Here is a 25,506-nt window from a genome sequence, read left to right as displayed (position 1 = left end):
GAAAGAATTAAATTATTTACTCGTTATGCCTAAAAATGTAGTTGGTCCAAGCGAATCTCAATTTATTATAGGAATTGCTTATGTTTCATCGTACTTAAAAAAGGAAGGTTATAATATTTTTACAATTAATTTAAACTTTTGTAATGACACCAGAAAAGCATTAAATGACAAAATTATTGAATGTGGTATTGATGTTATTATGGTAGGAGGTCTGTCCGGTCAGTATCATATGGTGAAAGAGATCTTAAATATTGTTGATGATATAGATAAAAAAGTAATTAAGGTTGTTGGAGGTGGTCTTGTTACTTCGCAACCCAAAATTGCCATGCGTGCCTTGCAAACAGCGGATATCGGAGTTATTGGTGAGGGTGAAATAACTTCTGCTTTTCTCTGTGATGCATTAAATAATAATTTAGATTTAAGTATAGTTGATGGGATTATTTATAAAAAAGATGGTGGCTATATTTTAAATAATGAAAGAGGAGATATTGTTGACTTAGATTCGTTACCTTTTCCGGACTATGAGGGGTTCGATTTTGCTAAACATATTAATACAGATGTTAAAATTGAAAATGATTTTACAAGTCAGCTTAGAAATGTCTATATAATAGGGAGTCGTTCATGTCCATATAACTGTACATTTTGTTTCCATTCGTCAGGGGAACGATATAGAACACGGTCTTTAGATAATATTTTCGAAGAAATTGATTACTTATATAATAATTATAAAATTAAATGTATTGCCATACAGGACGAGTTGTTTTCTGCACAGAAAGAGAGATTGCTTGAATTTTGCAAGAGAATTAAGAAATATAATCTTCATTGGTTTAGTCAGTTTAGGGTAGATCTTGTAGATGATGAGGTGCTTGATGTAATGAAAGATAGTGGCTGTACTTTGTTAGGAGTTGGAATTGAAAGTGCAGACAACAGAATCTTAAAAAGTATGAAAAAAAATATAACTGTTGAACAAATTGAAAATGCCCTTAAAAAAATGCATAGAAAAAATATTTCTTTTGCTGGAAATTTAATATTTGGAGATAAAGAAGAAACAAAAGAGACAGCAGAGGCAACATTGAATTGGTGGAAAGAACATAGTCATTATAACATAACAATGGCGTTAATTGTTCCATTTCCAGGAACAGCTCTTTATCAATATGCAATTGATAAAGGTATAATTAAAGATCCTGTAAAATATTTACAAGATGGTTGTCCTAATGTAAATGTAAGTAAAATGACAGATGAAGAATTCGGGGCTATAAATACTAAAATTCTTCAGTATCCCTTAGCTATGGCTCCAAAATATACAGATTATACTTATTCGAATAAAAAACTTGTTGCTAAATGTGAAAAATGTAATACTGCAAATGAACATGACTTTAATTTTTTCGAAACTATGTTTGTGATATGTAAAAATTGTGGACAAAAACATTTTGTTCCGGTAAATGATAATATAACTAAAATGATTACAAGTAAAGTCGAATTATTGATGAAGGAAGGGAAAGTTGCAGTTTGGGGAATTAATCCTCCATTATATCATTTTTTAGCTAAAACTGAAATTGTTAATAATGATAGAATGTATTTCATTGATATTTCCAAAGTTAGACAGATGTCAAAAATTCATGGTAAGAAGATATGTAGCCCGGATATCATACAAAGTAAGGATATAAAATATGTAATGACCGGAATTCCTGGTATTTTCTCAACAATAGAAAGGCAAGTAAAAAACAATTATCAAGATGTTGAAAAAGTACTTACAATGAGCAAGTTAATTGACTGATAAAAGTTTTAAATTGTATGGAAGGTTATATATTTTATAAAGAGGAGGAACAAGCATATGAATGAAATTGTTATTGGAATGGTAGGAGCTGGCCGGGCTACAGAATTACATATGCATGCTTTACATCGGGTAAGTAAAGTTCCATTGCGTTTTAAAACAATTGTTGCTCGTCGTGCTGAGCAGCTGTTACCAGCAAAGAAGCTTTATGGCTTTGAAAATGCATCTTATGATTTCAACGATTTGTTAGAAGATCCAGAGATAGATGTTATTGATATTTGTACACCTCCTTATGTTCACGAAGAGATGATAATTAAGGCAATGCAAGCTGGCAAGCATGTTATTTGTGAAAAACCTCTTGCAGGTTATTTTGGTGAAGATAATGATGAATCTCCAATAGGCTTGACTGTTTCTAAAAAGGTTATGTATGAGAACCTTTTAAGATCTCTTAAGAAATTAAAAAAGGTTATTGAAAAATCAGAAGGTAAGTTTATGTATGCGGAAAACTTTGTTTATGCCCCTGCTGTTATTAAAGCTGCAAAAGCCATATCTGCAAAAAAAAGTCGAATTCTATATATGAAAGGTGAAGAGAGTCTTAAGGGTTCTAGTTCACCTGTTGCTGGGGAATGGGATAAAACTGGTGGGGGAACATTTATTCGAACTGGGACACACCCTTTATCAGCTTTGTTGTGGCTGAAACAACAAGAAGCTAAGGCACGTAATGTGGATATTGAAGTTGAAAGTGTTTTTGGTGATATGGGGCGAATTACTCCTTCGCTTTCTGAATATGAACACAGGCATATTGAAGCACGCCCTATTGATGTTGAGGATAATGGTACAGTTATTTTGACCTTTAGTGATCAATCAAAAGCCTTAGTAATTGCTACTGACACTTGCCTTGGGGGAAGTAAGAACTACATTGAATTATATTGCAATGATGCAAATATAAACTGTCAATTGACTATGAATGATTCAATGGAAACATATTTTTTGGATGAAGATGGATTAGATGATGTATATCTTTCAGAAATGCTTCCAGCAAAGACAGGCTGGAATAAACCTTTTATAGCTGATGAAGAGATGCGTGGGTATAATAATGAAATGCAGGATTTTATGGAATCGATTTATTATGATAGAGAACCAAAATCTGGTTTTAAACTTGCACATGATACAATAAAAATCACTTATGCAGCATATATGTCTGCTGAAATGGGTCAAAAAGTAAAATTATAACCAAAAGAATTATTGTGTAAAAGCAATAAAATATAATCTATATAGATTGTGATATTTAGGTGGATTAGAAGTTTTATTTAATTTAATACAATAGATTGCAAGTAGAGTTATATATCTATCTAATAATCATTTTTTTAATTAATATATAAAGATAGGTAACAAAAATTATGAAAGTAATTTATTTGAAATTATTATACGAGGAGAAATTGATATGAAAAATTTAGCAAATCAGTTTTTTGAAATTGCTGATCTATACCCTAATAAAATAGCTGTATGGTGTGAAAACGAATCTATTACCTATAATAATCTCGCTAATTTAATAAGTCAATACTCAAATTATCTTTTAGATAATGGGGTTACTTACCGTGATCATATTGGTATCCCCATGAATAATAGTATTGAATCAGTTGCGCTAATTCTTACAGCAGCAAACCTTGGGGTGGGACTAGTTCCAATTAATCCAACTTTACCACTGGATGCTATTAAAACAGCTTTTGATTCTAGTGATGTAAAACATTTAATAGCACGACGTGTATTCTTTGAGCAATATGATAAATTAGGTGAACTAAACTTAAATGGTATGAAATTTTGTTTAGATGGTAAATATGAGGGCGCGATACCGTTTACAGATGCAATGAATATGTCCATCAAAAGACCAATTAATGAAGAAATCGGTGGAGATGAAACACTAATTATCACTATGACCTCTGGGTCTACAGGTTCACCAAAGCCAATTGATTTAACACAAAACAATAAATATCAACGTGCTATGGCACATATAAGTTTATATAATATAACTAAAGATGATATTGTTCTTGCTGCTACTCCACTTTATCATTCTTTGGCCGAAAGACTTGTATTAATTCCATTGTTAATTGGTGGGACAAGCGTTTTATTACCAAGATTTACTGCTGATATTTGGCTTAATTGTATAAAAGAAAAGAAAGTAACATTTACGATTGCCGTATCAGCCCAACTTAGCCAAATTGCTGAGTTGTTGTCAACTTCATCTATATCGAAGATAGATAGTTTAAGGTCTGTTGTTTCTTCATCGTCATTACTTGAATCACATGTAAAAAATAAATTAATAGAAAAATTAAAATGTGATTTTCACGAAATGTATGGGACTTCTGAAATATCAACTGCAACAAGTATTAATTTTAAAGAATCCTTAAATCATGATCAGTCAGTGGGAAGGCCACTTCCTGAAGCATATATAAGAATTATTAAAGATAATGGTGAATTGGCACCAACACATGAAATTGGTGAAATAGCATGTAAAACTAAACTTATGTGCAATGGTTATTATGGTATGCAGGAGGCTTTCAATAATGCATTACAAAACGGTTACTTCAAGACTGGTGACATGGGTTACCTTGACAAGGATGGGTTCTTATATTTTTCAGGTCGTAAGAAAGAATTAATTATCACTGGTGGTATTAATGTATATCCTTCAGATTTAGAAAAATATGTATTAGAACTTCCTGAAGTGGAAGAATGTGCTGCATTTGCATATCCCGATGAGAGACTTGGAGAAGTTGTTGCATTAGCGGTTGTTAATAAGCAAAATTGCAAATTAAATAAAAGATCAATTCGTATACAGTGCGCAAGAAATCTTGCAGATTTCCAGCAGCCACACAAAATCTTTTTTGTTAATGAATTACCAAAAAATGCAATGGGTAAATTAGTAAAATTTAAATTGATGGAGTATATAAAGCTTAATTGTTTAAATGAATAATTATAAAATATGAATGGGGGAAAAAGAATGGATGTATCAAATTTCATAATAGGATTGCTAGAAAAGAAAAATAAAATAGATGAGTCTGTTGATATCGAAACTCTTAATTATGTAGAAAAGGGTTATGTTGATTCACTTGGTATTATTAAATTTGTAGTTGAGATTGAAGATGAATTTGAGATTGAATTTTCAGATGATGAATTAGCAGACCCTTCTTTTAAAATTGTAGGTGAGCTAATAAAACTTGTAGAAGGAAAAATAAAAAATAATGAAAAAAATTAAGAATATTAAGCATGTTACTGCAAAGGCTGAGAATGGTACCTGTAAAAAGACAGAAATTAAAATAGGAGATATTACTGTAGGAAAAGATTTTTTAGTTATAGCAGGCCCATGTAGCGTTGAATCTGAAGAACAAATAATGACTGTTGCAAAAGCAGTTAAAGATGCAGGTGTAAATATGCTTCGTGGTAGTGTTTATAAGCTGGGAACTTCTCCTTATTCTTTTCAAGGTCTTAGAAAGGTTGAACTTCAGTATCTTAGCAAGGCAGGAATGGAAACGAGACTCCCAATTATAACAGAAGTACTCGATCCAAGGGATATTTATTTAATTAGCGAATATGCTGATGCATTTCAAATTAGAGCAAATAATATGCAAAATTATTCTTTGCTTGTTGAAGTAGGGAAAGTTAAAAAACCTGTTCTTTTAAAAAGAGGTATGAATGCTACTATCAAAGAATGGCTTAATTGTGCAGAATATATTATGAATGCAGGAAATCCAAATGTAATTTTGTGTGAATGTGGTGTTCAAACTACTGACACATATACAAGAACCCCTTTGAATTTAAGTGCTGTTACTGTGGCAAAGAGACTTACTCATCTTCCGGTAATTGTTGATCCGTCTCATGCTACAGATTGCGTAGAATTGATTCGGCCTATGACTTTAAGTTCAATTATGGCTGGATGTGACGGAGTTATAATTGAAGTTCACCCATCAACTTGTGACGCATTCAGTGATATTGAACAAAAACTTACGCCCGATCAATTTAAGGATTTAATGGGTGATATTAGAGAAACTCTGACTTTTAGGGATAATTTAAATGAGCATTATAAAAAAAAGAATTGAGGTTATATAAATCTTTTTATATAAACTTTTCATAGAGATATTTTAAGTAATAATGAATTGTATAAAAGCTTTTATAATTCCTTGCATTAATGAAGTATATGATAATCAGCTAGCCCCTTTTCCTCATAGTTTAAAAAAGTTAAATCATTAACGGTTTATAAGGGAGTAACTGCAGGGGTAGAATATGCTAAAGGATTTATAATAATTAAAGATATTTTTTAAAACATAGAGGTGAGGATATGGATTTAACGGATAAGAAAGTATTGATAACTGGTTCTTCAGGTTTTATTGGTTCCCATTTAACTGAAAAGCTAGTTAAATTAGGCTGTAATGTAAGAGCATTTGTTAAATATAATTTCAAGAATGATTGGGGATGGCTTGAACATTCGGAAGTTAAGGATGAGGTAGAAGTGTATACAGGAGATATTAGGGATTATGATGCTGTTTATGACGCCTTAGATGGTGTAGACGTAGTTTTTCATTTAGCAGCTTTAATTGGTATCCCTTATTCCTATAAATCTCCTTTAGCATATATTAAAACTAATGTAGAAGGCACATATAATATTTTACAAGTTAGCCGCCAAAGAGAGTTAGAAAAGGTTATTATTACATCTACAAGTGAAACTTATGGGACTGCGCAATATGTACCGATTGATGAAGAACATCCTTTAGTTGGACAATCACCTTATTCAGCTAGTAAGATAGCTGCTGATCAATTGGCTATTAGTTATCACCGGAGCTTTGAAATGCCGATAGCTATTGCACGACCTTTTAATACTTATGGACCAAGACAGTCAGCTCGAGCAATTATTCCTACAATTATTACTCAAATTTTAAATGGACAGAAGGAAATTAAGTTAGGTAATTTATCCCCGACTAGAGATTTTAATTATGTTAAGGATACAGTTAATGGTTTTATTGAGATTGCTAAAAGTCAAGAAACGATAGGTGAGGTTACTAATATAGGCTCAAATTATGAAATTAGTATGCAAGATACAGTGGATTTAATTATTGAGTTAATCGGTGAAGAGGTAGAGATATTAACTGATGAGAAGAGAGTTAGACCTGATAAAAGTGAAGTAGATCGTTTATTATGTAATAATAGTAAAATTAAGAAGATAACAAATTGGAAACCAAGATATACTCTTGAAGAAGGATTACAAGAAACAATTAATTGGGTAAGTAATAATTTGCATTTTTACAAACCAGAAATTTATAATGTCTAATTAAACAGAGGAGAGTTACAAAAGATGGGGAGAATACCATTATCAATACCATATCTTAATGGGAATGAATGGAAGTATATTAAAGAATGTTTAGATACTAATTGGGTTTCATCCGTAGGGAAATATGTAGAAGAGTTTGAGGCAAAGTTATCTGATTATGTAGGAGTAGATCATGGGGTAGCAATGACAAATGGAACGGCAGCAATTCATACTGCTCTTAAAATTATAGAAGTAGAAGAAGGAGATAAGGTTTTAGTTCCTTCACTAACTTTTATAGCTTCGGTTAATCCAATTAGATATTGTGGAGCAGAGCCAGTCTTTATTGATTCAGAAGAAAGAACTTATAATATAGATCCTAAAAAGACAGTAACTAAAATTAAAGAGATGATTAATAATGGGGATAAGCCTAAAGCAGTTATTGTAGTACATTTATATGGGCATCCTGTTAATATAGGTCCGATTTTAAAAGTATGCAATGATTATGATATTAAAGTAATTGAAGATGCTACTGAGGCCTTAGGTTCTAAATATAAGGATAAGATGGTAGGTGCTTTAGGAGATATTGGTTGTTTCTCTTTTAATGGTAATAAATTAATAACTACTGGTGGCGGTGGAATGTTAGTAACAGATAACAAAGAGTATGCAGAATATGCTAAATACCTTTCAACTCAGGCAAAAGATGATGCTAAAAACTATATTCATAATGAGGTAGGATATAACTATCGTTTAAATAATATACAAGCTGCTATGGGAGTAGCACAGTTAGAACAAATAAATGATTTTATTGTTAGAAAAAGGGGAATAGCTAAAGAATATACATCTACTCTTAAAAAAATCGATGGAATTAAGGTAAATGAGGAAGAAAAATGGGCTTATAACAATTATTGGTTATATTCAATTTTAATAGATGAGAATAAGTTTGGTATTACTTCAAAAGAGTTATACAAACAGCTTAATGAGATAGGAGTTATGGCTAGACCTTTCTTTAAACCAATTCATACTATGCCAATGTATCAAGATTGTGAAGCCAAAATTGATATTGCTAATATACTTTGGAAGCAGGGTATTAATTTGCCGTGTAGTGTTAATATTAAGCCAGAAGAAGTCAAAATTGTAATTGATAGTATAGTAAATTTAAAAAGATAAGATTCATTTTAGGAAATAGTTAATTAGGAGTGGTGTGTTAATGAAAATTCTATATATGGGTGATGGAAAATGGGGGGCTCTATGTCTAAAAAGACTGATAAAAGAAAAGAAAGAGTTGTTGGGAGTTGTTATTAGATCAAATCCTTCAGACAAACTAGTTGAAGATGTAGCAAAAGAAAACAACTTATCTATATATTCACCGAATGATGTTAATGGGAAATCATTTGTAAAGAATGTATATAATTTAAAACCAGATTTAATTGTTTCAATGTCTTATGATCAAATTATAAGAAAGGAATTAATAGAGATTCCATCACAAGGAATAATAAATATACATGCTGGTAAACTTCCTTATTATCGAGGAAGGTCTCCTATCAATTGGGCTATAATTAATGGAGAAGAAGAGATTGGTTTAACAGTACATTATATAGATCAAGGTATTGATACAGGAGATATCATAATACAAGAAAAGGTACCTATAAATATAAATGATAATTATGCTACTATTTTAAGAAAAGTAGAAGAGCTTACTCCGACTATACTTATGCAAGCTATTAATCAAATCGAAAATGGATTGGTTATTTCTAAAAAACATAGTCATCTTGAAGGAATATATCTACCTAGAAGATGTGAAGGAGATGAAATAATTAATTGGAATAAAGTTAGTAAAGATGTTTATAACTTTATTCGAGCGTTAGTGCCTCCTGGTCCAGGTGCAGTTACATTTATAGATGGTAAGGAAATAAAAGTTTTAGATTGTGAATTGCTTGATTCTCCTAATTTTATTGGAAACCCTGGGCAAATAATTGGTACAACTAATAGAGGAGTTAAAGTTAAAACAAAAGATAATATGGTTTTGGTCACAAAAATAAAAGAAAATAACATTGTAAAGAAGGCTGATTTGAAGATAGGAACTAAATTAGGAATTAATTATTTGCAAAGAATAAATTCTTTAGAGAAACGTGTTGAAAGACTAGAAAAGAAAATTGCCAATTTAACAGGGAGGTAAAAGTCATGGTTAAATGGGATATAGAAGATTTATTAGTCTATGCTGAAAGCAGTATTGAAAGAGCTATAGAAGCAGTAGATAAAGGGCGGAGGCAGATAGCTTTAGTAGTAGATGAAGAACAACACCTTTTAGGTACAATTACTGACGGAGATATTCGAAGAGCAATATTGAATAAATTAGCTTTAACAGAATCAGTCTGTCAAATAATGAATACAGATTATACTTGGTTGCCAGTAACTGCTTCTAAGCAGATAATAGAAAAGACCTTTAAAAAGAATAAAATGATTCATCAAATTCCATTATTAGATGATGATAATAGAGTTGTTGATTTAGTTCTATTAGATAATATTATTGGAACAGAAGAGAAAGAAAATTATGTTATTCTAATGGCTGGCGGCCTAGGGACAAGATTAAGACCTTTAACCGATGATATTCCTAAACCAATGTTGACTGTAGGTAATAAGCCAATTTTAGAAATAATTATTGATCAATTTAAAGAATATGGTTACCACAATTTTTTAATTGCCGTTAATTATAAGAGCGAGATAATTGAGAGTTATTTTGGGAATGGGAGCAAATTTGGAGCAAATATTGATTATATTAGAGAAAACAAAAGGTTAGGAACAGCAGGGGCTTTAAAGTTGGCTGAGGATAAATTAAATGGGAAACCTATTTTTGTAATGAATGGTGACATTTTAACAGAAGTGAATTTTAGAAGTTTTATGGCATTTCATCAGAACAATAAATTTGATTTAACAATGGCAACTAGAAAATATGAATATCAATCACCTTATGGGGTAGTAAATATAGACGAAGTAAAGGTTAGAAGCTTAGAAGAAAAGCCTAGTTATTATTACTTTATCAACGCTGGGATTTATTGTTTAAATCCAGAGATGATAAAATATATTCCTAAAAATGATTTTTTTGATATTACTGACGTTATTAACTCAGCTTTAAATGACAGTAACAATGTAGGAAGTTTCCCTATCAGGGAATACTGGATAGATATTGGACAGAAAAAAGATTATTATCAAGCTAATGAAGATTATAATTTGAATTATTAATTAGTCAAAGTTTATGTGTTTTAGTTGACTAGAATAAAGTTTTTGAAAGGAGTAGGTGAAACTAAATGGATGTTGGTTTTTTACACATAGGAATGCCGAAGACTGCTTCTACATATATGCAGAATATATGGTTAAAAGATGAATCATATTCTTTATCATGGAAAGGTAATATTAAGTTTCTTGAACAATTGCGATCTGCTGTAAAAAAAGGCAACTTAAATAAAAATCTTAAAGTGGATATCAATACAGACATAAATTATCAGGAAGGTCAGAAACTCGTTATAAGTAATGAAGGCTTTTCTTCAGCATATATGAATGAGGTTGAATTTCAGCATAAAATACCTGAATTTATTGATTATTCTAGTCGTATTCTTGGTCAATTATCAGGTACAACAACAAACCTATTGATTGTTGTGAGGGATCCAATTTCATGGATGAAGTCTGTTTTTGTTCAAGCTATTAAACAGGGTTGGAATGGTTGTGCTGAAAATTTTGTTCATGATCAGTATAACTTACTTAAGTATTCATTAGATCTTAAATTTATTTTAAAATGTTACAGAAGGTATTTTGATAATGTTTTAATAGTTCCTTTTGAAATTTTAAAGGACGATGAAGATAGGTTTTGGAATATTATTTCTAAAAAATTTGAAGTGCCTTTTGCGAAGACAAGAACTCAAAAGATTAATAAATCTTTTGATCTTAAAAAAGTATTTATATTATCAAAATTGAACAAGATGTCTAGTGCTCTATTAAATACATTAGAAGGTTCAAAAGAATATGCTCATAATTATAGTGAAGAAAAAGATAAGCTATTAAATATGTATTCACATGGTAATCAGTGGGTTCCTAGGAGATTTGTTGAATTTGCAAATAAAGAACAGCTTGATGAGATTTATAATTTATTTAATATTTCAGGAATTCCAAAGGATTTTTTGAGTTTTAATATTCCCGATGAACTCATAGAAATTATTAAATCAAAATATATTGAAGGTTTAAAAGACAATATAGATTCGAATTATGTTAGCTTTTATGAGCAACAACTCCAAGATTATATTTCAGGATAAGAATATTTTTGAAGATAGTAATTTAAATAACTCACATAAGAAAGGAGGGGTGGAGAATGAAAATTTCTGAGGTTAATGGAAGTCAGTCAGCAGATACAGTGTCTTCTCAAACTAGTCAAGCTCAAGATGCCAAAAAGACAAGTAAAACTAATCAGACTACTGGTAATAATCCTAATACAGAAAAATTAGAAAAAAAAGACCCTAATAAAAAAGATATAAAAGAAGGAGTAGATAAACTTAACGAAGCTGTCCAAACCTTTCATGAAGAATTAGAATTTAAACTACATAAAAAGTCTAAAAGAATGATGGTTAAAATAGTAAATACACAAAATCATGAAGTAATTAAAGAAATCCCTCCAAAAGAAACATTAGATATGCTAGGCAAGATCAAAGAAATGGTTGGCTTAATTATAGATAAAAAGATATAAACTTATATAATGAGGTGATAAAATTGAATATATCTTCTGCAATGCAAAGTCAAATAACAAGTGTGAGACAAGCTCTTGGTATGGCTACTCTTCAGAAAGCCATGAGTCAAGATGGCCCTACAGTTAGCAAACTAATAGAAGGTATGGAAGAGACTACTAAGGAAATCAAAAGAGCTGCTCAACCTCATTTAGGTAATAATATAGATATTAGAGCTTAGATTATTACAAATTTAATTAAAGTTGAATATCTAATTTAATATTGTAATTTTTAATCGGGAGCAATCCCGGTTTTTTTCTTACCCATAATTAGTTGTTACCAGTGGATAACTTTGATATAATATTAGTCAAGAATTAAATAAACATTACTCGTTACTCACACTGACACTGATAACTAACCAGAAAGGAGATTAAAGAATGTCTAAAGAAGAAACAGCCTTAGAAAAGGTAGAGAAACAAGCTGACTTATACAAAGATCTTTTAGCTTTAATCAAGAAAGAACATAAACTACTTAAAGAGGAGAAAGATGTTACAAATATTCAAGATCAAAAACGAGGAATTAGAGACGAAATTCAAGATATAGAATTAATGCTTAATGTAAAGCATAATATGGGACAAGCAGAGAAATTAGGTTTAATCAAGAATAGTGACTCAGAAAAACTACAACAATTCAAACCTTTATTAAAAGAGTTATATGATTTAGAGAAAGAAAATCAAAAGTTAGCTTAAACAAGGAGGCCCCTTATATATGAAAAGATTAGAAGAAAAATTTGCAAAATTACAACAAAGCATTAAAGAAATGGATAGCCTCTTAATTGCTTTTTCCGGAGGGGTAGATAGTACATTTCTATTAAGAGTAGCTTATGATATCTTAGGAGATAAAGTAGCAGCTTTTACATCTGCTTCGAAGATTCATCCTGATGAGGAGACAGAAGAAGCTAGAGAATTAGCTAAAAAAATAGGGGTTCGACATATTGTTGATACTACTGATGAATTATATAATGATGATTTCGCTCAAAATGATAAGTTAAGATGCTATTATTGTAAGTTTTATATTTTTAATAATTTAAAAGAAGTAGCAGCTCAAGAAGGATATGCTCAAGTGGCCGATGGAGCCAATTATGATGATTATATTAATGATTATCGACCAGGTTTAAAAGCGGCTAAAGAGCTAGAGGTTAGAAGTCCATTAAAGGAAGCAGAAATAACGAAGAAAGAGATAAGAGAAATATCGAAACGATTAGATTTACCGACTTGGGACAAACCAGCTTTTGCTTGCTTATCTTCACGTATTCCATATGGAGATAGGATCACAGAAGATAAGTTAGAGATGGTTGGTGCAGCAGAAAGGTATTTGCGACAATTTGATTTTAATCAATTAAGAGTAAGACATCATGACCAATATACAGCTCGGATTGAAGTAGCACCTAATGATATGGAATTCTTTTTTAATAACAGAGAGCAGATAGTGGATAAATTAAAAGAGATAGGCTATACTTATATTACACTTGATTTAGAAGGATATAGAACAGGTAGCATGAATGAAGTATTAGACTTAGACGAGGAGTGAGAATTAAATGCAACCAAATAGACTAAAAGAGATTCTAACTAAAGTTCAAGCTGGAGATTTAGATATTGATACTGCTGTAGATGAATTAAAGAGCCCTGGTTATGAGGATTTAGGTTTTGCTAAGATAGATCATCACCGCCAATTAAGAAGAGGATTTCCTGAGGTAGTTCTTTGTGAAGGGAAGACTACAGAGCAGGTAGTTAAGATAATGCAGAATTTAGCTGATACAGGACAGAATGTATTGGCTACTAGAGCAGAACCTGAAGTATATGAAGCAGTTAAAGAAGTGATTCCTGAGATAGAGTATAATGAATTGGGCAGAACACTAATTCTAGAACAGACTGAAATAGAAGAAGAAGAAGGTTCAATATTAGTAGTAAATGCTGGGACTTCAGATATTCCAGTCTCCGAAGAGGCTTATGAAACAGCCCGGATTATGGGAAATAAAGTTGAAAAGCTTTACGATGCAGGAGTAGCTGGAATTCACCGTCTATTAGAAAACCATGACCAGTTACGTAAAGCTAAAGTTATTATTGTAGCTGCTGGAATGGAAGGAGCTTTAGCCAGTGTAGTTGGTGGCTTAGTAGATAAACCGGTGATAGCAGTACCTACTAGTGTAGGTTATGGAGCTAGTTTTGGGGGGTTAGCAGCCTTATTAACTATGTTAAATAGCTGTGCTGCTGGTGTAGGTGTTGTTAATATTGATAATGGATTTGGCGCAGCTTATTTAGCTAATTCAATTAATAAATTAAAGTAGAAAGTTGGTGTAATAGTGAAAGCAGTTTACTTTGATATCTTTTCAGGAATTAGTGGTAATATGGTTTTAGGAGCACTCTTAGATGCGGGATTAAAACTAGATATTCTAAAAAAGGAATTAGCTAAATTAGGGCTAACAGAATATGAAATAGATGTAAAAGAAGTAGTTAAAGGTGGAATTAAAGGTACTTATGTAGAAGTGCAGGTAGAAGAACATAATGAAGATAATCATCATACTCATGGTCGACATTTAGCAGACATTGAAGCAATAATTGATGAAAGTGAATTAGATGTTAAGATTAAAAAACTAAGCAAAAAGATATTTAATCGACTAGCTAAAGCAGAAGCTAAAATACATAACACCACCATCTATAAAATTCACTTCCATGAAGTAGGTGCAGTAGATGCTATTATTGATATAGTAGGTGCAGTAATTGGAATTGAAGCTTTAGGTATTGAAGAGATATATGCTTCACGGGTTCATACTGGAACCGGTTTTGTAAACTGTGATCACGGCAAAATTCCAGTACCAGTACCAGCTACTTTAGAATTACTTCAGGAAGTTCCTGTTTATTCAACAGGAATTAAGAATGAATTAGTAACCCCAACAGGTGCAGCTATTATTACTACCTTAGCTAAAAAATTCGGAAACATGCCTTTAATGCAAACAGAGCAGATAGGCTATGGTGCTGGAAGTCGGGAGTTAGAAATTCCTAATCTCTTACGCTTAAGAATTGGGAATCTAGAGTAAGAAATAATTTATTTCAAACTTTCCTCTTGCAATTTTAAGTAATAATCCTTATAATTAATATATAGTATTTACTTAGGTCTGTGGTTGAAAGTCGATGCTAGTCGCAGGCGAAACGATCCACATAAGATAGTCAAAATGACTGTTGAGCATGGTGCGGTTTAGAGATAAGTCCTGCCTGATTAGATTTAAGAGTTTATAGTGTTATAAGAGTCTGGTACATAGAAAATACCGTGACTTGATTAGCTGTTATCTTAAAATTAATCAGAGAGAAGTAGTAGTAGGAAGGAAACCCCTTGAGCGAACCTTCCCGCAGGCGGGTGTGGGGTCAAAAACCAGGTCAGCTAGGTGAGTACTAAAAATTTATAATCATTATTTTGCAAGTGCACACGTAATTGTTGTGCACTTTTTCGATTTTTCTCTTGCATATTTATATAATATGTCGTATAATTATGAATGTGAAATTATAGATAACTTAGATAAGTTATTTTTAAAAGACAAGAGGGGGAAATAATAATGAAAAAAGGATTAAAATTATTTTTAGTAGCATTATTAGCACTAACATTAGTAATGGGAGTAGTAGGATGTAGTGGTGGAGATAAACAGCAAACTAAAACAACATTTGATCAAATAAAAGAAAAAGGAAAGATAATGGTTGGTACATCAGCTGATTATAAACCATTTGAATATGTTAATGAAGATGGAGAGATTGTAGGTTTCGATGTTGAGCTTATGAAGGCCGTTGGTCAAGAGTTAGATTTAGAAGTAGAATTTGTAGACACGTCTTTTGATGGTCTAATTCCAAGTCTGAAATCTAAAAAGTATGATGCAATCGTTTCAGCCATGACAATTACTGAAAAAAGAAAAAAGGCAGTGGATTTTTCTCAGCCTTATTTTAATGCAGGACAAGTAATTGCAGTTATGGAAGGAACTGAAGATGTTAAAGGACCTAAAGACTTAAAAGGAAAAGTAGTTGGGGTTCAACTAGGTAGTACTGGTGACTTAAAAGCTTCAGAAATGGAGAATATTAAACAGGTTAAGAGATATGAAAAGATGATTCAAGCTTATATTGAATTAAAGAATGGTCGAGTAGATGCAGTAGTTAATGACTTGCCAGTAACAGCAGCATATATTATGAAAAATCCTAATGTTAAGATAGTTGGTGAACCATTTACTGCCGAGAATTATGGAATTGCTATAAGAGAAGATGATGATGCATTAGAAAAAGCTATTAATAATGCCATTGCTAAGTTAAAAGAGAATGGTACTTATGATGAGATTTATAATAAATGGTTTAAATAATTTTCAAATTCTTCCTTGAATATTTATATAATTTATTGTATAATTATAAATAATAAATTTAATAATTACTTAAGCAAGTCAGTAATTAAAAAATAGGGAGGAAATGAGAAATGAGTAGAGGAGTAAAATTATTTTTAGTAGCTTTGTTGGGATTAGCTTTAGTAGTAGGAGTAGTAGGTTGTAGTGGAGGAGAGCAAGAGAAGGCTAATACAAAAGAAGAGACTATGACAACATTTGATAAAATAAAAGAAAAAGGAAAGATAGTAATTGGTAGTGATGCTTCATATAAACCTTTTGAATATCATAATGCTGAAGGTGAGATAGTTGGTTTTGATGTAGACTTTCTGAATGCTATTGGTAAAGAGTTAGGAATAGAGGTTGAATTTGTAGATACGGCTTTTGATGGAATTATTCCAGGCTTAAATGCTAACAAATATGATATTGCTGTTTCAGCTATGACAATTACTGAAAAGCGAGAAAAAGCAGTAGATTTCACTGAACCGTATTTTAATGCTGGTCAAGTGATTGCAGTTATGGAAGGAACTAATGATATTAAGACTACTAAGGATTTAAAAGGAAAAGTAGTTGCAGTTCAATTAGGAACTACAGGAGATTTAAAAGCAACTAAAGATATAGAGGGGATTAAAGAAGTTAAAAGATATGAAAAAATTACTCAAGCATTTATTGAATTAAAGAATGGTCGAGCAGATGCAGTAGTTAATGACTTACCAGTAACTGCAGCTTATATTATGGAAAATTCTGATGTTAAGATGGTTGGGAAACCATTTACTGAAGAACAGTATGGAATTGCAACTAGAGAAGAAGATAATGAATTAGAAAAAGCACTTAATGATGCCATCGCTAAGTTAAAAGAGAATGGTACTTATGATGAGATTCATAATAAATGGTTTAAATAAAACTTAAAAGCAGGTGATGACCATCACACTACCTCTTACTAGTTTAAGATATAATGTATTTAAGAAATAAACTAGTAGGAGGTATTTTTATGTTTAAGAAAAGAATTGCTAATGTGTTAATAGGGACTTTAGTATTAATGACATTATTCTCAGTGCCGGTTTTAGCAGCAGATGGGGATAACACAACAAGTACGGACCAAGTAGAAGTAACAGATCAGACAACAGATGGTACTACAGACGATGGAACAACGACTGATGGTACTACAGATGATGGAACAACGACAGATGGTACTACGGACGATGGAACAACGACTGATGGTACTACGGATGATTCTGAAACGTTTTGGGGTAAGATGAAGAGTTTCTTTGGAATTGAATCTGAAAGAGAATCAGTTAAAGATTCAGTTGTTGATGAGCAACTTACTGCAGTAGATCAGTCTATTCAAGAAATGGATAATTTAACTCCAGAGGAAAAAGCTCAATTAAGTGAAGAGGTAACAACTAAGTTAGAAGAGAGTTATGCAAATCACCCTAGTGGTAAGGTTCCGAATGGTGTAGTTATTAAGGCTATTAGAGAAAGTTTAGAAGATGACGGAGTCGATATGGAAAGAGCTGGCAAGATTGCTTCTGATATAGCTCATGATGTAAATAAAGGTATGTCAAAAGGTAAACATGAAGAAAAGAAAGAAGACGCTAAAGCTAAAGGCTATGATAAAGAGGATAGAGATTTAGATAAAGAAGATAATAAGAAGCAAGATCGAGATATAGACCATGATAACGATCGTGATAGAGACCGCGATAAAGATGATGATAGAGACAGAGATGATAGAGATAGAGATGATAGGGATAGAGATGATAGAGACAGAGACAGAGATAGAGATAGAGACAGAGATAGAGACAGAGATAGAGACAGAGACAGAGGTCGCGGTAGAAATAAGTAAAGAAGATATGGGGCTTAATGAAGAGATAATCATCTGGATATCCAGATGATTATCTTTTTTTTATTTAAAATTCTTGCATACTTATTTGATTTCTTGTATAATTACAAATGTCAGTTATTAGCTAGATATTAAGTTTAATAAAATAATAATATGATTAAACTAGAATATGATTCATTGATTAAGAGAGGATGTGAAATAATTGTTAGGTTTTATGGATGTAGAATCTTGGCAACATATACAAGAAATAAGAGAGGCATTAGTTGAAGCACTACCATTCTTATTAAAAGGTTCAATTATGACTATTAAGATAACGACTATTGCAGTCATAATGGGGATTATTTTAGGAGTTGTTTTAGGGTTAGCTAGAGTATCTAAAAATAAAATTGCAAATTGGATTTCTAAAGGGTATATAGAAGTATTTAGAGGAACTCCTCTTTTGGTTCAGCTTTTCATACTTTATTATGGACTTCCTTCTTTAGGGATTAATTTACCACCTTATATTGCTGCAGTGTTAGGTTTAGGACTGAACAGTGGTGCATACGTAGGTGAAATCGTTAGAGGTGGTATTGAAGCTATTAATGTAGGTCAAATGGAAGCGGCTAGATCTGTAGGGATGTCTTATGGACAATCTATGCGTTATATTATTTTACCTCAAGCCTTTAAACAGATTATTCCAGCTTTAGGTAATGAGTTTATTGCCTTATTAAAAGATTCATCTTTAGTTTCAGTAATTGCCGTTAAGGATTTAACACGTCAAGGAAGGTTAATTATTAGTAGAACTTATCAATCATTCTTAATCTTTTTGACAGTAGCTGTTTTTTATTTTGTCATGGTTTTTGTTATGACTCGTCTTGTAAACTATGCAGAAAGGAAGTTGAAAGTCAGTGATTAAGGTTGAAGGATTATATAAAAATTTTGGTGATTTAGAAGTATTAAAGGATATTAATAATATAGTAGAATCCGGAGAAGTAGTGGGGGTAATTGGACCTAGTGGTTCTGGGAAGAGTACTATGTTACGTTGTATAAATAGATTAGAAGAGATAACCGCTGGTCAAGTTTATATTGATGATATTCCGATTAATGATCCTCAAACTGATATTAATCAGATTAGACAGAAAGTTGGAATGGTATTTCAACAATTCAATCTTTTTCCACATAAGACTGCATTAGAAAATATAACGTTAGCACCGATCAAAGTAAAGAATATGAGTAAAAGTGAAGCTGAAAAGGTTGCTTATGATTTGTTGGATAAAGTAGGCTTAAGAGATAAAGCTAATTCATATCCAAACCAACTTTCTGGTGGACAAAAACAAAGGATTGCCATTGCTAGAGCTTTAGCCATGCAGCCTAAAGTAATGCTATTTGATGAACCTACTTCAGCCCTGGATCCAGAAATGGTAGGGGAAGTATTAGAGGTAATGGGAGCTTTAGCCGAAGAAGGAATGACCATGGTGGTCGTTACTCATGAAATGGGGTTTGCTAGAGAAGTAGGAGATCGGGTTATATTTATGGATGAAGGAAGAATAGTTGAGGATGCACCTCCAGAAAAGTTATTTGATTCTCCTAATGAGGAAAGGACTAAAGAATTTTTAAGTAAAGTTCTTTAAAAAGGATTGACAAGGATTACTAATTATGATATATTATTATTTGGATATGTTATTATGTATAGGTTATAAAAGAATAATAACCTATAGAATCATTTTTTAAGGAGGAATTTATTGTGGCATTAACAGGAACAGTAAAGTGGTTTGACGCGAAGAAAGGTTATGGTTTTATTGAAAGAGAAGAAGGTGACGATGTATTTGTACACTTCTCTGCAATTGAAGATGAAGGATTTAAGACTCTTGAAGACGATCAAGAAGTTGAATTCGAAATTGTAGAAAGTGACAGAGGTCCTCAAGCTGATAATGTTGTTAAATTATAATAAAGTAAATTTGATATAGATTTATTTTATACCTATTAACAACTAGAGTGAATATAAAAGCCTTAGTGTAGATATCTACACTAAGGCTTTTTTAGATTTTATAAAAAAATGTACATAATTTTAAATTATCAATGAGATTATTTTAGTCAACATATTTCTGGAGCGACTCTTAAAAACAGTTTGGAACCATGGAGGGTGGAAAACTGTTTTTTGACAATGAACGGAGCAGGACGCGGAGTGAATGACAAGCGGAAGATATGTGTTGACTTTAATCATATTAACTTTAATATTTAAGGTATCTTAACCTTAATATTTGGTTAAAATAAAATTAAGAATATTTTGGCAGGAGTTTTTATAGTTAATATCGAATATTATATTATAAGACAATAAGGAAGAGAGGAGCTGGTCAGGAGTGAAATTTATACTTAGAGGTAAGAATATTGATATTACTAATGCTTTAAGGAATTATGTCGAAGAGAAGGTTGGAAAGATTGAAAAATATTTCGACGGAGAACCTCCTATAGAAGCTCATATATCATTAGAAGTGGAAAAAGAGAGACATATTGTAGAGGTAACAACTTATATCGATGGTCTAACTTTAAGAGGTGAAGAAGTAACCGGTGATATGTATGCTTCTATTGATGGAGTTATAGAAAAACTAGAAAGACAAATTCGTAAATATAAAACTAAGATAAATCATAAGATTAGAGAAGAAAGAAGAGAATTAAAAGAAAATCTGGCTGATAATAATTATATTTTAAGAGAAGAAGATGATGATGAAAAATTTGAAGAACCTCAGATTGTTAAGACTAAAAAGTTTGCAATGAAACCGATGCAATCAGAGGAAGCAGTTATGCAAATGGATTTATTAGATCATGATTTCTTTGTCTTCTTTAATGCAGATACTGAAGAGGTTAATGTAGTATATAAACGTAACGTAGGAGATTATGGTTTAATTGAACCTACATTTTAAATATTAAAGATTTTGGGCTAGCTTAGGTTATCACCTAGCTAGCCTTTTATAATGTCTAAAATTTGCCCTGAACTTAATTGAATGATATAATTTTATAAGAGATTGATAGAAAAAATATGGGAAAATAGGAAAGGTGATTAATTAATGCTTGGCTTTCTTAAAGAATGGTTATTTAAAGATCCAAATGAAAAGGAATTAGAGCGAATTCAGCCAATTGTAGATGAAATTAATAACTTAGAACCTACAGTTCAAAAATTATCTGATACTCAATTACAAGCTAAAACAGATGAATTTAAAGAAAGATTAAATAATGGTGAGTCTTTAGATGATTTATTACCAGAAGCTTTTGCGGTAGTTAGAGAAGCATCACAGCGGGCTACTAAAGAAGGTTTCCGCCATTATGATGTACAGTTGATTGGTGGAATTGCATTACATGAAGGTAAGATAGCTGAAATGAAAACTGGAGAAGGTAAGACATTGGCGGCTACTTTACCAGCTTATTTAAATGCTCTAACTGGCAAAGGCGTACACATTGTAACAGTTAATGATTATTTGGCAGAAAGAGATAGTAAATGGATGGGTAGGATATATGAATTCTTAGGTTTAGAAGTAGGTGTTATCTTAGAAGATATGGAGATAGAAGCAAGAAAAGAAGCATATCAAGCAGATATCACTTATGGTACTAATAATCAATTTGGTTTTGATTATTTGCGAGACAATATGGCAATAGATAAAGATGATTTAGTGCAAGGTGGATTGAATTTTGCTATTTTAGATGAAGTAGATAGCATATTAATAGATGAAGCTAGAACACCGTTAATTATTTCTGGTCCGGCTGAACAATCTCCAGCCCTCTATTATAAATTTGCTAAGATAGTACCTAGATTAAAAGAAGATGAAGATTATGAGGTTGATGAAAAGGCTAATAATGTAACTTTAACGGAAGAAGGAATTGCTCGAGTTGAAGATATGCTAGGTGTAGATAACTTATATGAAGATGAGAATTTGAGTTTAAATCATCATTTAAAGCAAGCATTACATGCTCATGCATTAATGAAACGAGATCATGATTATATTGTTAAGAATGGAGAAGTTCATATAGTTGATGAGTTTACTGGTCGTTTGATGTCAGGTCGTAGATATGGGGAAGGATTACATCAGGCTATTGAAGCAAAAGAGGGAGTAAAGATTCAAAATGAAACACAAACTTTAGCCAGTGTTACTTTCCAAAATTATTTCAGAATCTATAATAAATTATCAGGTATGACAGGTACAGCTGAAACTGAGGCTGAAGAGTTTGATGAGATTTATAATTTAGAAGTAGTCGTTATCCCGACTAACGAACCAATGATTAGGGAAGATCATGATGATTTAATTTATAAGACAGAAAATGGGAAGTTTAAAGCAGTAATTAGGGATATTGTAAATAGACATAAAAAAGGACAACCAATTTTAGTAGGAACAAGATCTATTGAAAAATCAGAAGAACTCAGTAGAAGATTAAAGAAAAAGAATATTCCTCATAAAGTCTTAAATGCTAAATATCATGAGAAAGAAGCGGAGATTATTAAAAATGCTGGACAACAAGGATCAGTAACTATAGCTACTAATATGGCAGGTCGAGGAACTGATATTGTTTTAGGTGATGGTATTAAAGATAAAGGTGGACTTTATGTTACAGGTACTGAACGACATGAAAGCAGACGGATTGATAACCAGTTACGAGGTCGTTCTGGAAGACAAGGAGATCCTGGAGCTTCTCAATTCTATGTCTCTTTAGAAGATGATTTAATGCGGCTTTTTGGTTCTGATAAGATTGGTAGTATTATGGATACTTTAGGCTTTGATGAAGACCAGCCGATTGAACATCCATTAATTAGTAGAGCTTTGGAGAATGCACAAAAGAAAGTAGAATCGCGTAACTTTGATATTAGAAAACAGGTTTTAGAATATGATAACGTAATGAATCAACAACGAAAGATTATATATGAACAGCGAGAACAGATTTTATATGGTGAAGATTTAAAAGAAAGTATTTTAGGCATGATTACAAAGTTAGTAGATGAAATGTTAGAGGTATATGCAAACCAAGATATTCATCCAGAGGAATGGGATTTAGAAGGTTTAATTAATTACGGTCGTACCTTATTTTTAAATGAAGATGACTTGACTGTAGAAGAGGTTGAAGGCTTCGGTCAAGGTGCATTAAAGAATAAATTATTAACTATAGCTAAGGAAAATTATGAATCTCGAGAAGAAGAAGTAGGAACAGAGATCATGCGTGAGATAGAAACTATAGTTATGTTAAAGGTAGTAGATCAAAAATGGATGGACCATTTGCATGCTATGGATGATTTAAGACAAGGTATCGGTTTGCGAGCTTATGGACAACGAGATCCATTAGTAGAGTATAAGCAAGAAGCATATCAGATGTTCCAAAATATGGTGGCTAATATCAGAGAAGATATAGTTAAGTATATCCTTAGAATTGAATTAGTCTCTGGAGAAATAGCTCCTAGACAAAGACCTACTGAAGTTGGGCGAGGTGAAGTACCTACAGCTTATGATTCTGTTCGAGAACAGAAAGAAGAAAAACTTAGTCAGGCTCAACATCAGTCAGAAGATGAAGAAATTAAGCGACAACCTATTGTTAAGGAAGAAGAACCAGGTAGAAATGATCCTTGTCCTTGTGGTAGTGGTGAAAAATATAAAAGATGTTGTGGTCGTTAAAAGTTAAAATTCAAGGAGGATTTTTACTCTATGTTAGTGGATGAAAAAGATATATTAGAAGAATTAAAAGATGAGTTAGAAGAACTGAGGGTCTCTCTTTGACTATGATAATTTGATAGATAAGCATGAAGAGTTAAAGACTAAGATGTCTAAATCAGACTTTTGGGATGATAGCTCTAAAGCACAGAAGATAGCTAAAAAAGCTAGTGGTATTAAGGATAAGATTAATAATTTTGATAACTTAAAAGAAAATCTAGAAGAGTTGGAAGTCTTAATTGAATTAGCAAGAGAAGAAGATGAAGATTCACTAGTTCCAGAAGTTAAAGAAGGAATAAAAGCATTAGAAGAAGCAGTTGAAAAATTAGAATTAAAAGTCTTACTCAAAGGGGAATATGATAAGAATAATGCTCTTCTATCGATTAATCCAGGAGCTGGAGGAACGGAATCTCAAGATTGGGCTGAAATGTTATTACGAATGTATAAGCGATGGGCTGAACAGAATGATTATGAAGTAGAGACTTTAGAATTTATAGTTGGAGAAGAGGCTGGAATTAAAAGTGTTACTCTACAGATTAATGGACCTTATGCTTATGGATATCTTAAATCAGAAAAAGGAGTCCACCGTTTAGTACGAATCTCTCCTTTTGATTCTTCTGGACGTCGTCATACATCGTTTGCTTCAGTTGATGTTATGCCTGATATTGAAGAGGATATGGATATTGACATCGATAAGAACGATTTAAAGATTGAGACCTACCGTGCTAGTGGTGCTGGAGGACAGCATGTAAATACTACTGACTCTGCAGTTAGAATTACTCATTTGCCTACAAGCATAGTAGTTCAATGTCAAACTCAACGGTCTCAACATAAGAACCGTCAAAGAGCTATGCGGATTCTCAAGGCTAAATTGTTTGACTATATGAAAGAAAAACAAGCTGAAAAGTTATCTGAAATTAGAGGTGAAAAGAAAGAGATTGGTTGGGGAAGTCAGATTCGCTCTTATATCTTCCACCCATATCAGTTAATTAAAGACCATAGAACTAATCTAGAAGTTACTAAAACCCAAGCGGTAATGGATGGACATCTAGATCCGTTAATTGAAGAATATTTAAAAGAAGAACAGAAGTGAGGTTAAGATTATGAAGAGGTTAACCATAGTTATTTTATTAGTTTTAGTAATTAGTCAATTATTCTTACCTGGTTATTTTTCAAATAAATTAGAGACTGGTTTAGAAGATCAATTTAAAGTTAATGAATATTTAGAGGCTGAAGTTAATACTTTTCCGGCATTATTAATGTTAACAGGCAAGTTTCAATCAGTCGATTTAAAGGGAGAAGATTTAACTATAGATGGTTTAAAAGTAGCTAAACTACAGGCTAAATTTACAGATGTTAAATTAAAACCTATAGGTCAAAAAGATAGCAAGTGGCAGTTAGTTGCCGGTAAGAATCAAGTATTGAGATTAACATTAAAAGAGGAAGATTTACAAAAATATTTAGCTGATCGATTAGATGTAATTAAAGATTTGAATCTGGTTTTAAGTCCTGAGCAGACAATAGTTACTGGTAAATATAACTTCTTTGGTAATGAGATACCGCTTAAATTGGCTGGGAATTTTCAATTAAAAGATGATAAAGAGAAGTTAACATTTATTCCAAATGGTTTGCAGGTAGGGGAATTGATGGTTCCTAAAGAGATCAATCGGCAATTAATGCAGAATATTAATTTCTCTTTAGATTTAACTAAATTACCGATTCCATTACAAGTAAATGAAATTAAAGTTGATAAGGATAAATTGTTGATTTTAGGTGGAGTAGACAAGAAGTAATTGAATTCTGGAGG

General features: G+C 31.9%; 25 protein-coding genes and 1 pseudogene. All 26 read left to right on the top strand.

All coding sequences use genetic code 11. The features are described 5' to 3' along the window. Positions 1 to 25: 25 nt before the first annotated feature. The 26 genes and pseudogenes from B5D41_RS04090 to B5D41_RS03965 all read left to right on the top strand — a co-directional run bounded on the left by B5D41_RS04090 (position 26) and on the right by B5D41_RS03965 (position 25,492). Positions 26 to 1,777, top strand: a complete 1,752-nt coding sequence (locus tag B5D41_RS04090) for a B12-binding domain-containing radical SAM protein (protein ID WP_159442879.1) — start codon at positions 26 to 28, stop codon at positions 1,775 to 1,777. A 57-nt stretch (positions 1,778 to 1,834) separates the two neighbouring features. Then, entirely contained in the window at positions 1,835 to 3,007 is a 1,173-nt protein-coding gene (locus B5D41_RS04085) for a Gfo/Idh/MocA family protein (RefSeq protein ID WP_078809333.1), read from the top strand. Between the two features lie 211 nt (positions 3,008 to 3,218). Next, complete coding sequence (locus B5D41_RS04080; RefSeq protein WP_078809332.1) at positions 3,219 to 4,745, top strand: class I adenylate-forming enzyme family protein; 1,527 nt, start codon at positions 3,219 to 3,221, stop codon at positions 4,743 to 4,745. A gap of 27 nt (positions 4,746 to 4,772) precedes the next feature. After that, a complete protein-coding gene (locus tag B5D41_RS04075) occupies positions 4,773 to 5,027 on the top strand; it encodes a phosphopantetheine-binding protein (RefSeq protein ID WP_159442878.1) in 255 nt (84 codons plus the stop codon). Next, on the top strand, positions 5,014 to 5,868 hold the full coding sequence (aroF, locus tag B5D41_RS04070) for a 3-deoxy-7-phosphoheptulonate synthase (RefSeq protein ID WP_078809330.1): 855 nt from the start codon (positions 5,014 to 5,016) through the stop codon (positions 5,866 to 5,868). The genes B5D41_RS04075 and aroF overlap by 14 nt, the downstream gene beginning before the upstream one ends. A gap of 239 nt (positions 5,869 to 6,107) precedes the next feature. After that, positions 6,108 to 7,094, top strand: coding sequence for an NAD-dependent 4,6-dehydratase LegB (locus B5D41_RS04065; protein ID WP_078809329.1), 987 nt, complete (start codon positions 6,108 to 6,110; stop codon positions 7,092 to 7,094). Positions 7,095 to 7,118: 24 nt separating this feature from the next. Beyond that, entirely contained in the window at positions 7,119 to 8,240 is a 1,122-nt protein-coding gene (locus B5D41_RS04060) for a LegC family aminotransferase (protein WP_078809328.1), read from the top strand. A gap of 40 nt (positions 8,241 to 8,280) precedes the next feature. Further along, entirely contained in the window at positions 8,281 to 9,249 is a 969-nt protein-coding gene (locus B5D41_RS04055) for a methionyl-tRNA formyltransferase (protein ID WP_078809327.1), read from the top strand. A gap of 5 nt (positions 9,250 to 9,254) precedes the next feature. After that, positions 9,255 to 10,313 (top strand): nucleotidyltransferase family protein, encoded by a 1,059-nt coding sequence (locus B5D41_RS04050; RefSeq protein WP_078809326.1) that lies wholly within the window; start codon positions 9,255 to 9,257, stop codon positions 10,311 to 10,313. 65 nt (positions 10,314 to 10,378) lie between these two features. Further along, positions 10,379 to 11,377: a hypothetical protein gene (locus B5D41_RS04045; RefSeq protein ID WP_078809325.1), complete on the top strand. Its 999-nt coding sequence runs from the start codon at positions 10,379 to 10,381 to the stop codon at positions 11,375 to 11,377. Positions 11,378 to 11,433: 56 nt separating this feature from the next. Then, positions 11,434 to 11,805 carry a flagellar protein FlaG gene (locus B5D41_RS04040; protein ID WP_078809324.1) on the top strand — a complete coding sequence of 124 codons (372 nt, stop codon included), beginning with the start codon at positions 11,434 to 11,436 and terminating at the stop codon, positions 11,803 to 11,805. 23 nt (positions 11,806 to 11,828) lie between these two features. Next, positions 11,829 to 12,023: a putative motility protein gene (locus tag B5D41_RS04035; RefSeq protein ID WP_078809323.1), complete on the top strand. Its 195-nt coding sequence runs from the start codon at positions 11,829 to 11,831 to the stop codon at positions 12,021 to 12,023. Between the two features lie 196 nt (positions 12,024 to 12,219). Then, positions 12,220 to 12,531: a flagellar biosynthesis protein FlgN gene (locus B5D41_RS04030; RefSeq protein ID WP_078809322.1), complete on the top strand. Its 312-nt coding sequence runs from the start codon at positions 12,220 to 12,222 to the stop codon at positions 12,529 to 12,531. A gap of 19 nt (positions 12,532 to 12,550) precedes the next feature. Next, a complete protein-coding gene (larE, locus tag B5D41_RS04025; protein ID WP_078809321.1) occupies positions 12,551 to 13,372 on the top strand; it encodes an ATP-dependent sacrificial sulfur transferase LarE in 822 nt (273 codons plus the stop codon). 7 nt (positions 13,373 to 13,379) lie between these two features. Next, a complete protein-coding gene (larB, locus tag B5D41_RS04020) occupies positions 13,380 to 14,129 on the top strand; it encodes a nickel pincer cofactor biosynthesis protein LarB (protein ID WP_078809320.1) in 750 nt (249 codons plus the stop codon). Between the two features lie 15 nt (positions 14,130 to 14,144). After that, positions 14,145 to 14,867, top strand: a pseudogene (larC, locus tag B5D41_RS04015) (nickel pincer cofactor biosynthesis protein LarC); the annotation flags it as partial. Between the two features lie 525 nt (positions 14,868 to 15,392). After that, positions 15,393 to 16,178 (top strand): basic amino acid ABC transporter substrate-binding protein, encoded by a 786-nt coding sequence (locus B5D41_RS04010; protein WP_078809318.1) that lies wholly within the window; start codon positions 15,393 to 15,395, stop codon positions 16,176 to 16,178. Between the two features lie 110 nt (positions 16,179 to 16,288). Beyond that, entirely contained in the window at positions 16,289 to 17,095 is an 807-nt protein-coding gene (locus B5D41_RS04005) for a basic amino acid ABC transporter substrate-binding protein (protein ID WP_078809317.1), read from the top strand. Positions 17,096 to 17,184: 89 nt separating this feature from the next. Beyond that, positions 17,185 to 18,036: a hypothetical protein gene (locus B5D41_RS14220; protein WP_200806414.1), complete on the top strand. Its 852-nt coding sequence runs from the start codon at positions 17,185 to 17,187 to the stop codon at positions 18,034 to 18,036. Positions 18,037 to 18,247: 211 nt separating this feature from the next. Next, complete coding sequence (locus B5D41_RS03995; RefSeq protein WP_078809390.1) at positions 18,248 to 18,928, top strand: amino acid ABC transporter permease; 681 nt, start codon at positions 18,248 to 18,250, stop codon at positions 18,926 to 18,928. Beyond that, positions 18,921 to 19,643, top strand: a complete 723-nt coding sequence (locus B5D41_RS03990; RefSeq protein WP_078809316.1) for an amino acid ABC transporter ATP-binding protein — start codon at positions 18,921 to 18,923, stop codon at positions 19,641 to 19,643. Before B5D41_RS03995 ends, B5D41_RS03990 begins: the two co-directional genes overlap by 8 nt. 113 nt (positions 19,644 to 19,756) lie before the next feature. Then, positions 19,757 to 19,960, top strand: a complete 204-nt coding sequence (locus B5D41_RS03985) for a cold shock domain-containing protein (RefSeq protein WP_078809315.1) — start codon at positions 19,757 to 19,759, stop codon at positions 19,958 to 19,960. Positions 19,961 to 20,372: 412 nt separating this feature from the next. After that, positions 20,373 to 20,933 carry a ribosome hibernation-promoting factor, HPF/YfiA family gene (gene hpf, locus B5D41_RS03980; protein WP_078809314.1) on the top strand — a complete coding sequence of 187 codons (561 nt, stop codon included), beginning with the start codon at positions 20,373 to 20,375 and terminating at the stop codon, positions 20,931 to 20,933. Positions 20,934 to 21,077: 144 nt separating this feature from the next. Continuing rightward, positions 21,078 to 23,663 (top strand): preprotein translocase subunit SecA, encoded by a 2,586-nt coding sequence (secA, locus tag B5D41_RS03975; RefSeq protein ID WP_078809313.1) that lies wholly within the window; start codon positions 21,078 to 21,080, stop codon positions 23,661 to 23,663. Positions 23,664 to 23,693: 30 nt separating this feature from the next. Then, positions 23,694 to 24,792 (top strand): peptide chain release factor 2 gene (gene prfB / locus B5D41_RS03970; RefSeq protein WP_407695259.1). Its coding sequence is split into 2 segments (ribosomal slippage): positions 23,694 to 23,750 and positions 23,752 to 24,792, totalling 1,098 coding nucleotides; the frame shifts between segments, so codons are not numbered across the junction. Positions 24,793 to 24,802: 10 nt separating this feature from the next. Then, positions 24,803 to 25,492, top strand: coding sequence for an LmeA family phospholipid-binding protein (locus B5D41_RS03965; protein WP_078809312.1), 690 nt, complete (start codon positions 24,803 to 24,805; stop codon positions 25,490 to 25,492). Positions 25,493 to 25,506 lie beyond the last annotated feature (14 nt).

Origin of the sequence: Selenihalanaerobacter shriftii, assembly GCF_900167185.1 — a bacterium.
In the GTDB taxonomy this organism is placed as follows: Bacteria; Bacillota; Halanaerobiia; order Halobacteroidales; family Acetohalobiaceae; genus Selenihalanaerobacter; species Selenihalanaerobacter shriftii.
This window is presented reverse-complemented; position numbering and strand designations above follow the sequence as displayed.

Excerpts from the sequence above, each read along its gene's own strand:
- B5D41_RS04090 (WP_159442879.1), top strand. The coding sequence starts at position 26 with ATGCCTAAAAATGTAGTTGGTCCAAGCGAATCTCAATTTATTATAGGA.
- B5D41_RS04085 (WP_078809333.1), top strand. The coding sequence starts at position 1,835 with ATGAATGAAATTGTTATTGGAATGGTAGGAGCTGGCCGGGCTACAGAA.
- B5D41_RS04080 (WP_078809332.1), top strand. The coding sequence starts at position 3,219 with ATGAAAAATTTAGCAAATCAGTTTTTTGAAATTGCTGATCTATACCCT.
- B5D41_RS04075 (WP_159442878.1), top strand. The coding sequence starts at position 4,773 with ATGGATGTATCAAATTTCATAATAGGATTGCTAGAAAAGAAAAATAAA.
- aroF (WP_078809330.1), top strand. The coding sequence starts at position 5,014 with ATGAAAAAAATTAAGAATATTAAGCATGTTACTGCAAAGGCTGAGAAT.
- B5D41_RS04065 (WP_078809329.1), top strand. The coding sequence starts at position 6,108 with ATGGATTTAACGGATAAGAAAGTATTGATAACTGGTTCTTCAGGTTTT.
- B5D41_RS04060 (WP_078809328.1), top strand. The coding sequence starts at position 7,119 with ATGGGGAGAATACCATTATCAATACCATATCTTAATGGGAATGAATGG.
- B5D41_RS04055 (WP_078809327.1), top strand. The coding sequence starts at position 8,281 with ATGAAAATTCTATATATGGGTGATGGAAAATGGGGGGCTCTATGTCTA.
- B5D41_RS04050 (WP_078809326.1), top strand. The coding sequence starts at position 9,255 with ATGGTTAAATGGGATATAGAAGATTTATTAGTCTATGCTGAAAGCAGT.
- B5D41_RS04045 (WP_078809325.1), top strand. The coding sequence starts at position 10,379 with ATGGATGTTGGTTTTTTACACATAGGAATGCCGAAGACTGCTTCTACA.
- B5D41_RS04040 (WP_078809324.1), top strand. The coding sequence starts at position 11,434 with ATGAAAATTTCTGAGGTTAATGGAAGTCAGTCAGCAGATACAGTGTCT.
- B5D41_RS04030 (WP_078809322.1), top strand. The coding sequence starts at position 12,220 with ATGTCTAAAGAAGAAACAGCCTTAGAAAAGGTAGAGAAACAAGCTGAC.
- larE (WP_078809321.1), top strand. The coding sequence starts at position 12,551 with ATGAAAAGATTAGAAGAAAAATTTGCAAAATTACAACAAAGCATTAAA.
- larB (WP_078809320.1), top strand. The coding sequence starts at position 13,380 with ATGCAACCAAATAGACTAAAAGAGATTCTAACTAAAGTTCAAGCTGGA.
- B5D41_RS04010 (WP_078809318.1), top strand. The coding sequence starts at position 15,393 with ATGAAAAAAGGATTAAAATTATTTTTAGTAGCATTATTAGCACTAACA.
- B5D41_RS04005 (WP_078809317.1), top strand. The coding sequence starts at position 16,289 with ATGAGTAGAGGAGTAAAATTATTTTTAGTAGCTTTGTTGGGATTAGCT.
- B5D41_RS14220 (WP_200806414.1), top strand. The coding sequence starts at position 17,185 with ATGTTTAAGAAAAGAATTGCTAATGTGTTAATAGGGACTTTAGTATTA.
- B5D41_RS03995 (WP_078809390.1), top strand. The coding sequence starts at position 18,248 with ATGGATGTAGAATCTTGGCAACATATACAAGAAATAAGAGAGGCATTA.
- secA (WP_078809313.1), top strand. The coding sequence starts at position 21,078 with ATGCTTGGCTTTCTTAAAGAATGGTTATTTAAAGATCCAAATGAAAAG.
- B5D41_RS03965 (WP_078809312.1), top strand. The coding sequence starts at position 24,803 with ATGAAGAGGTTAACCATAGTTATTTTATTAGTTTTAGTAATTAGTCAA.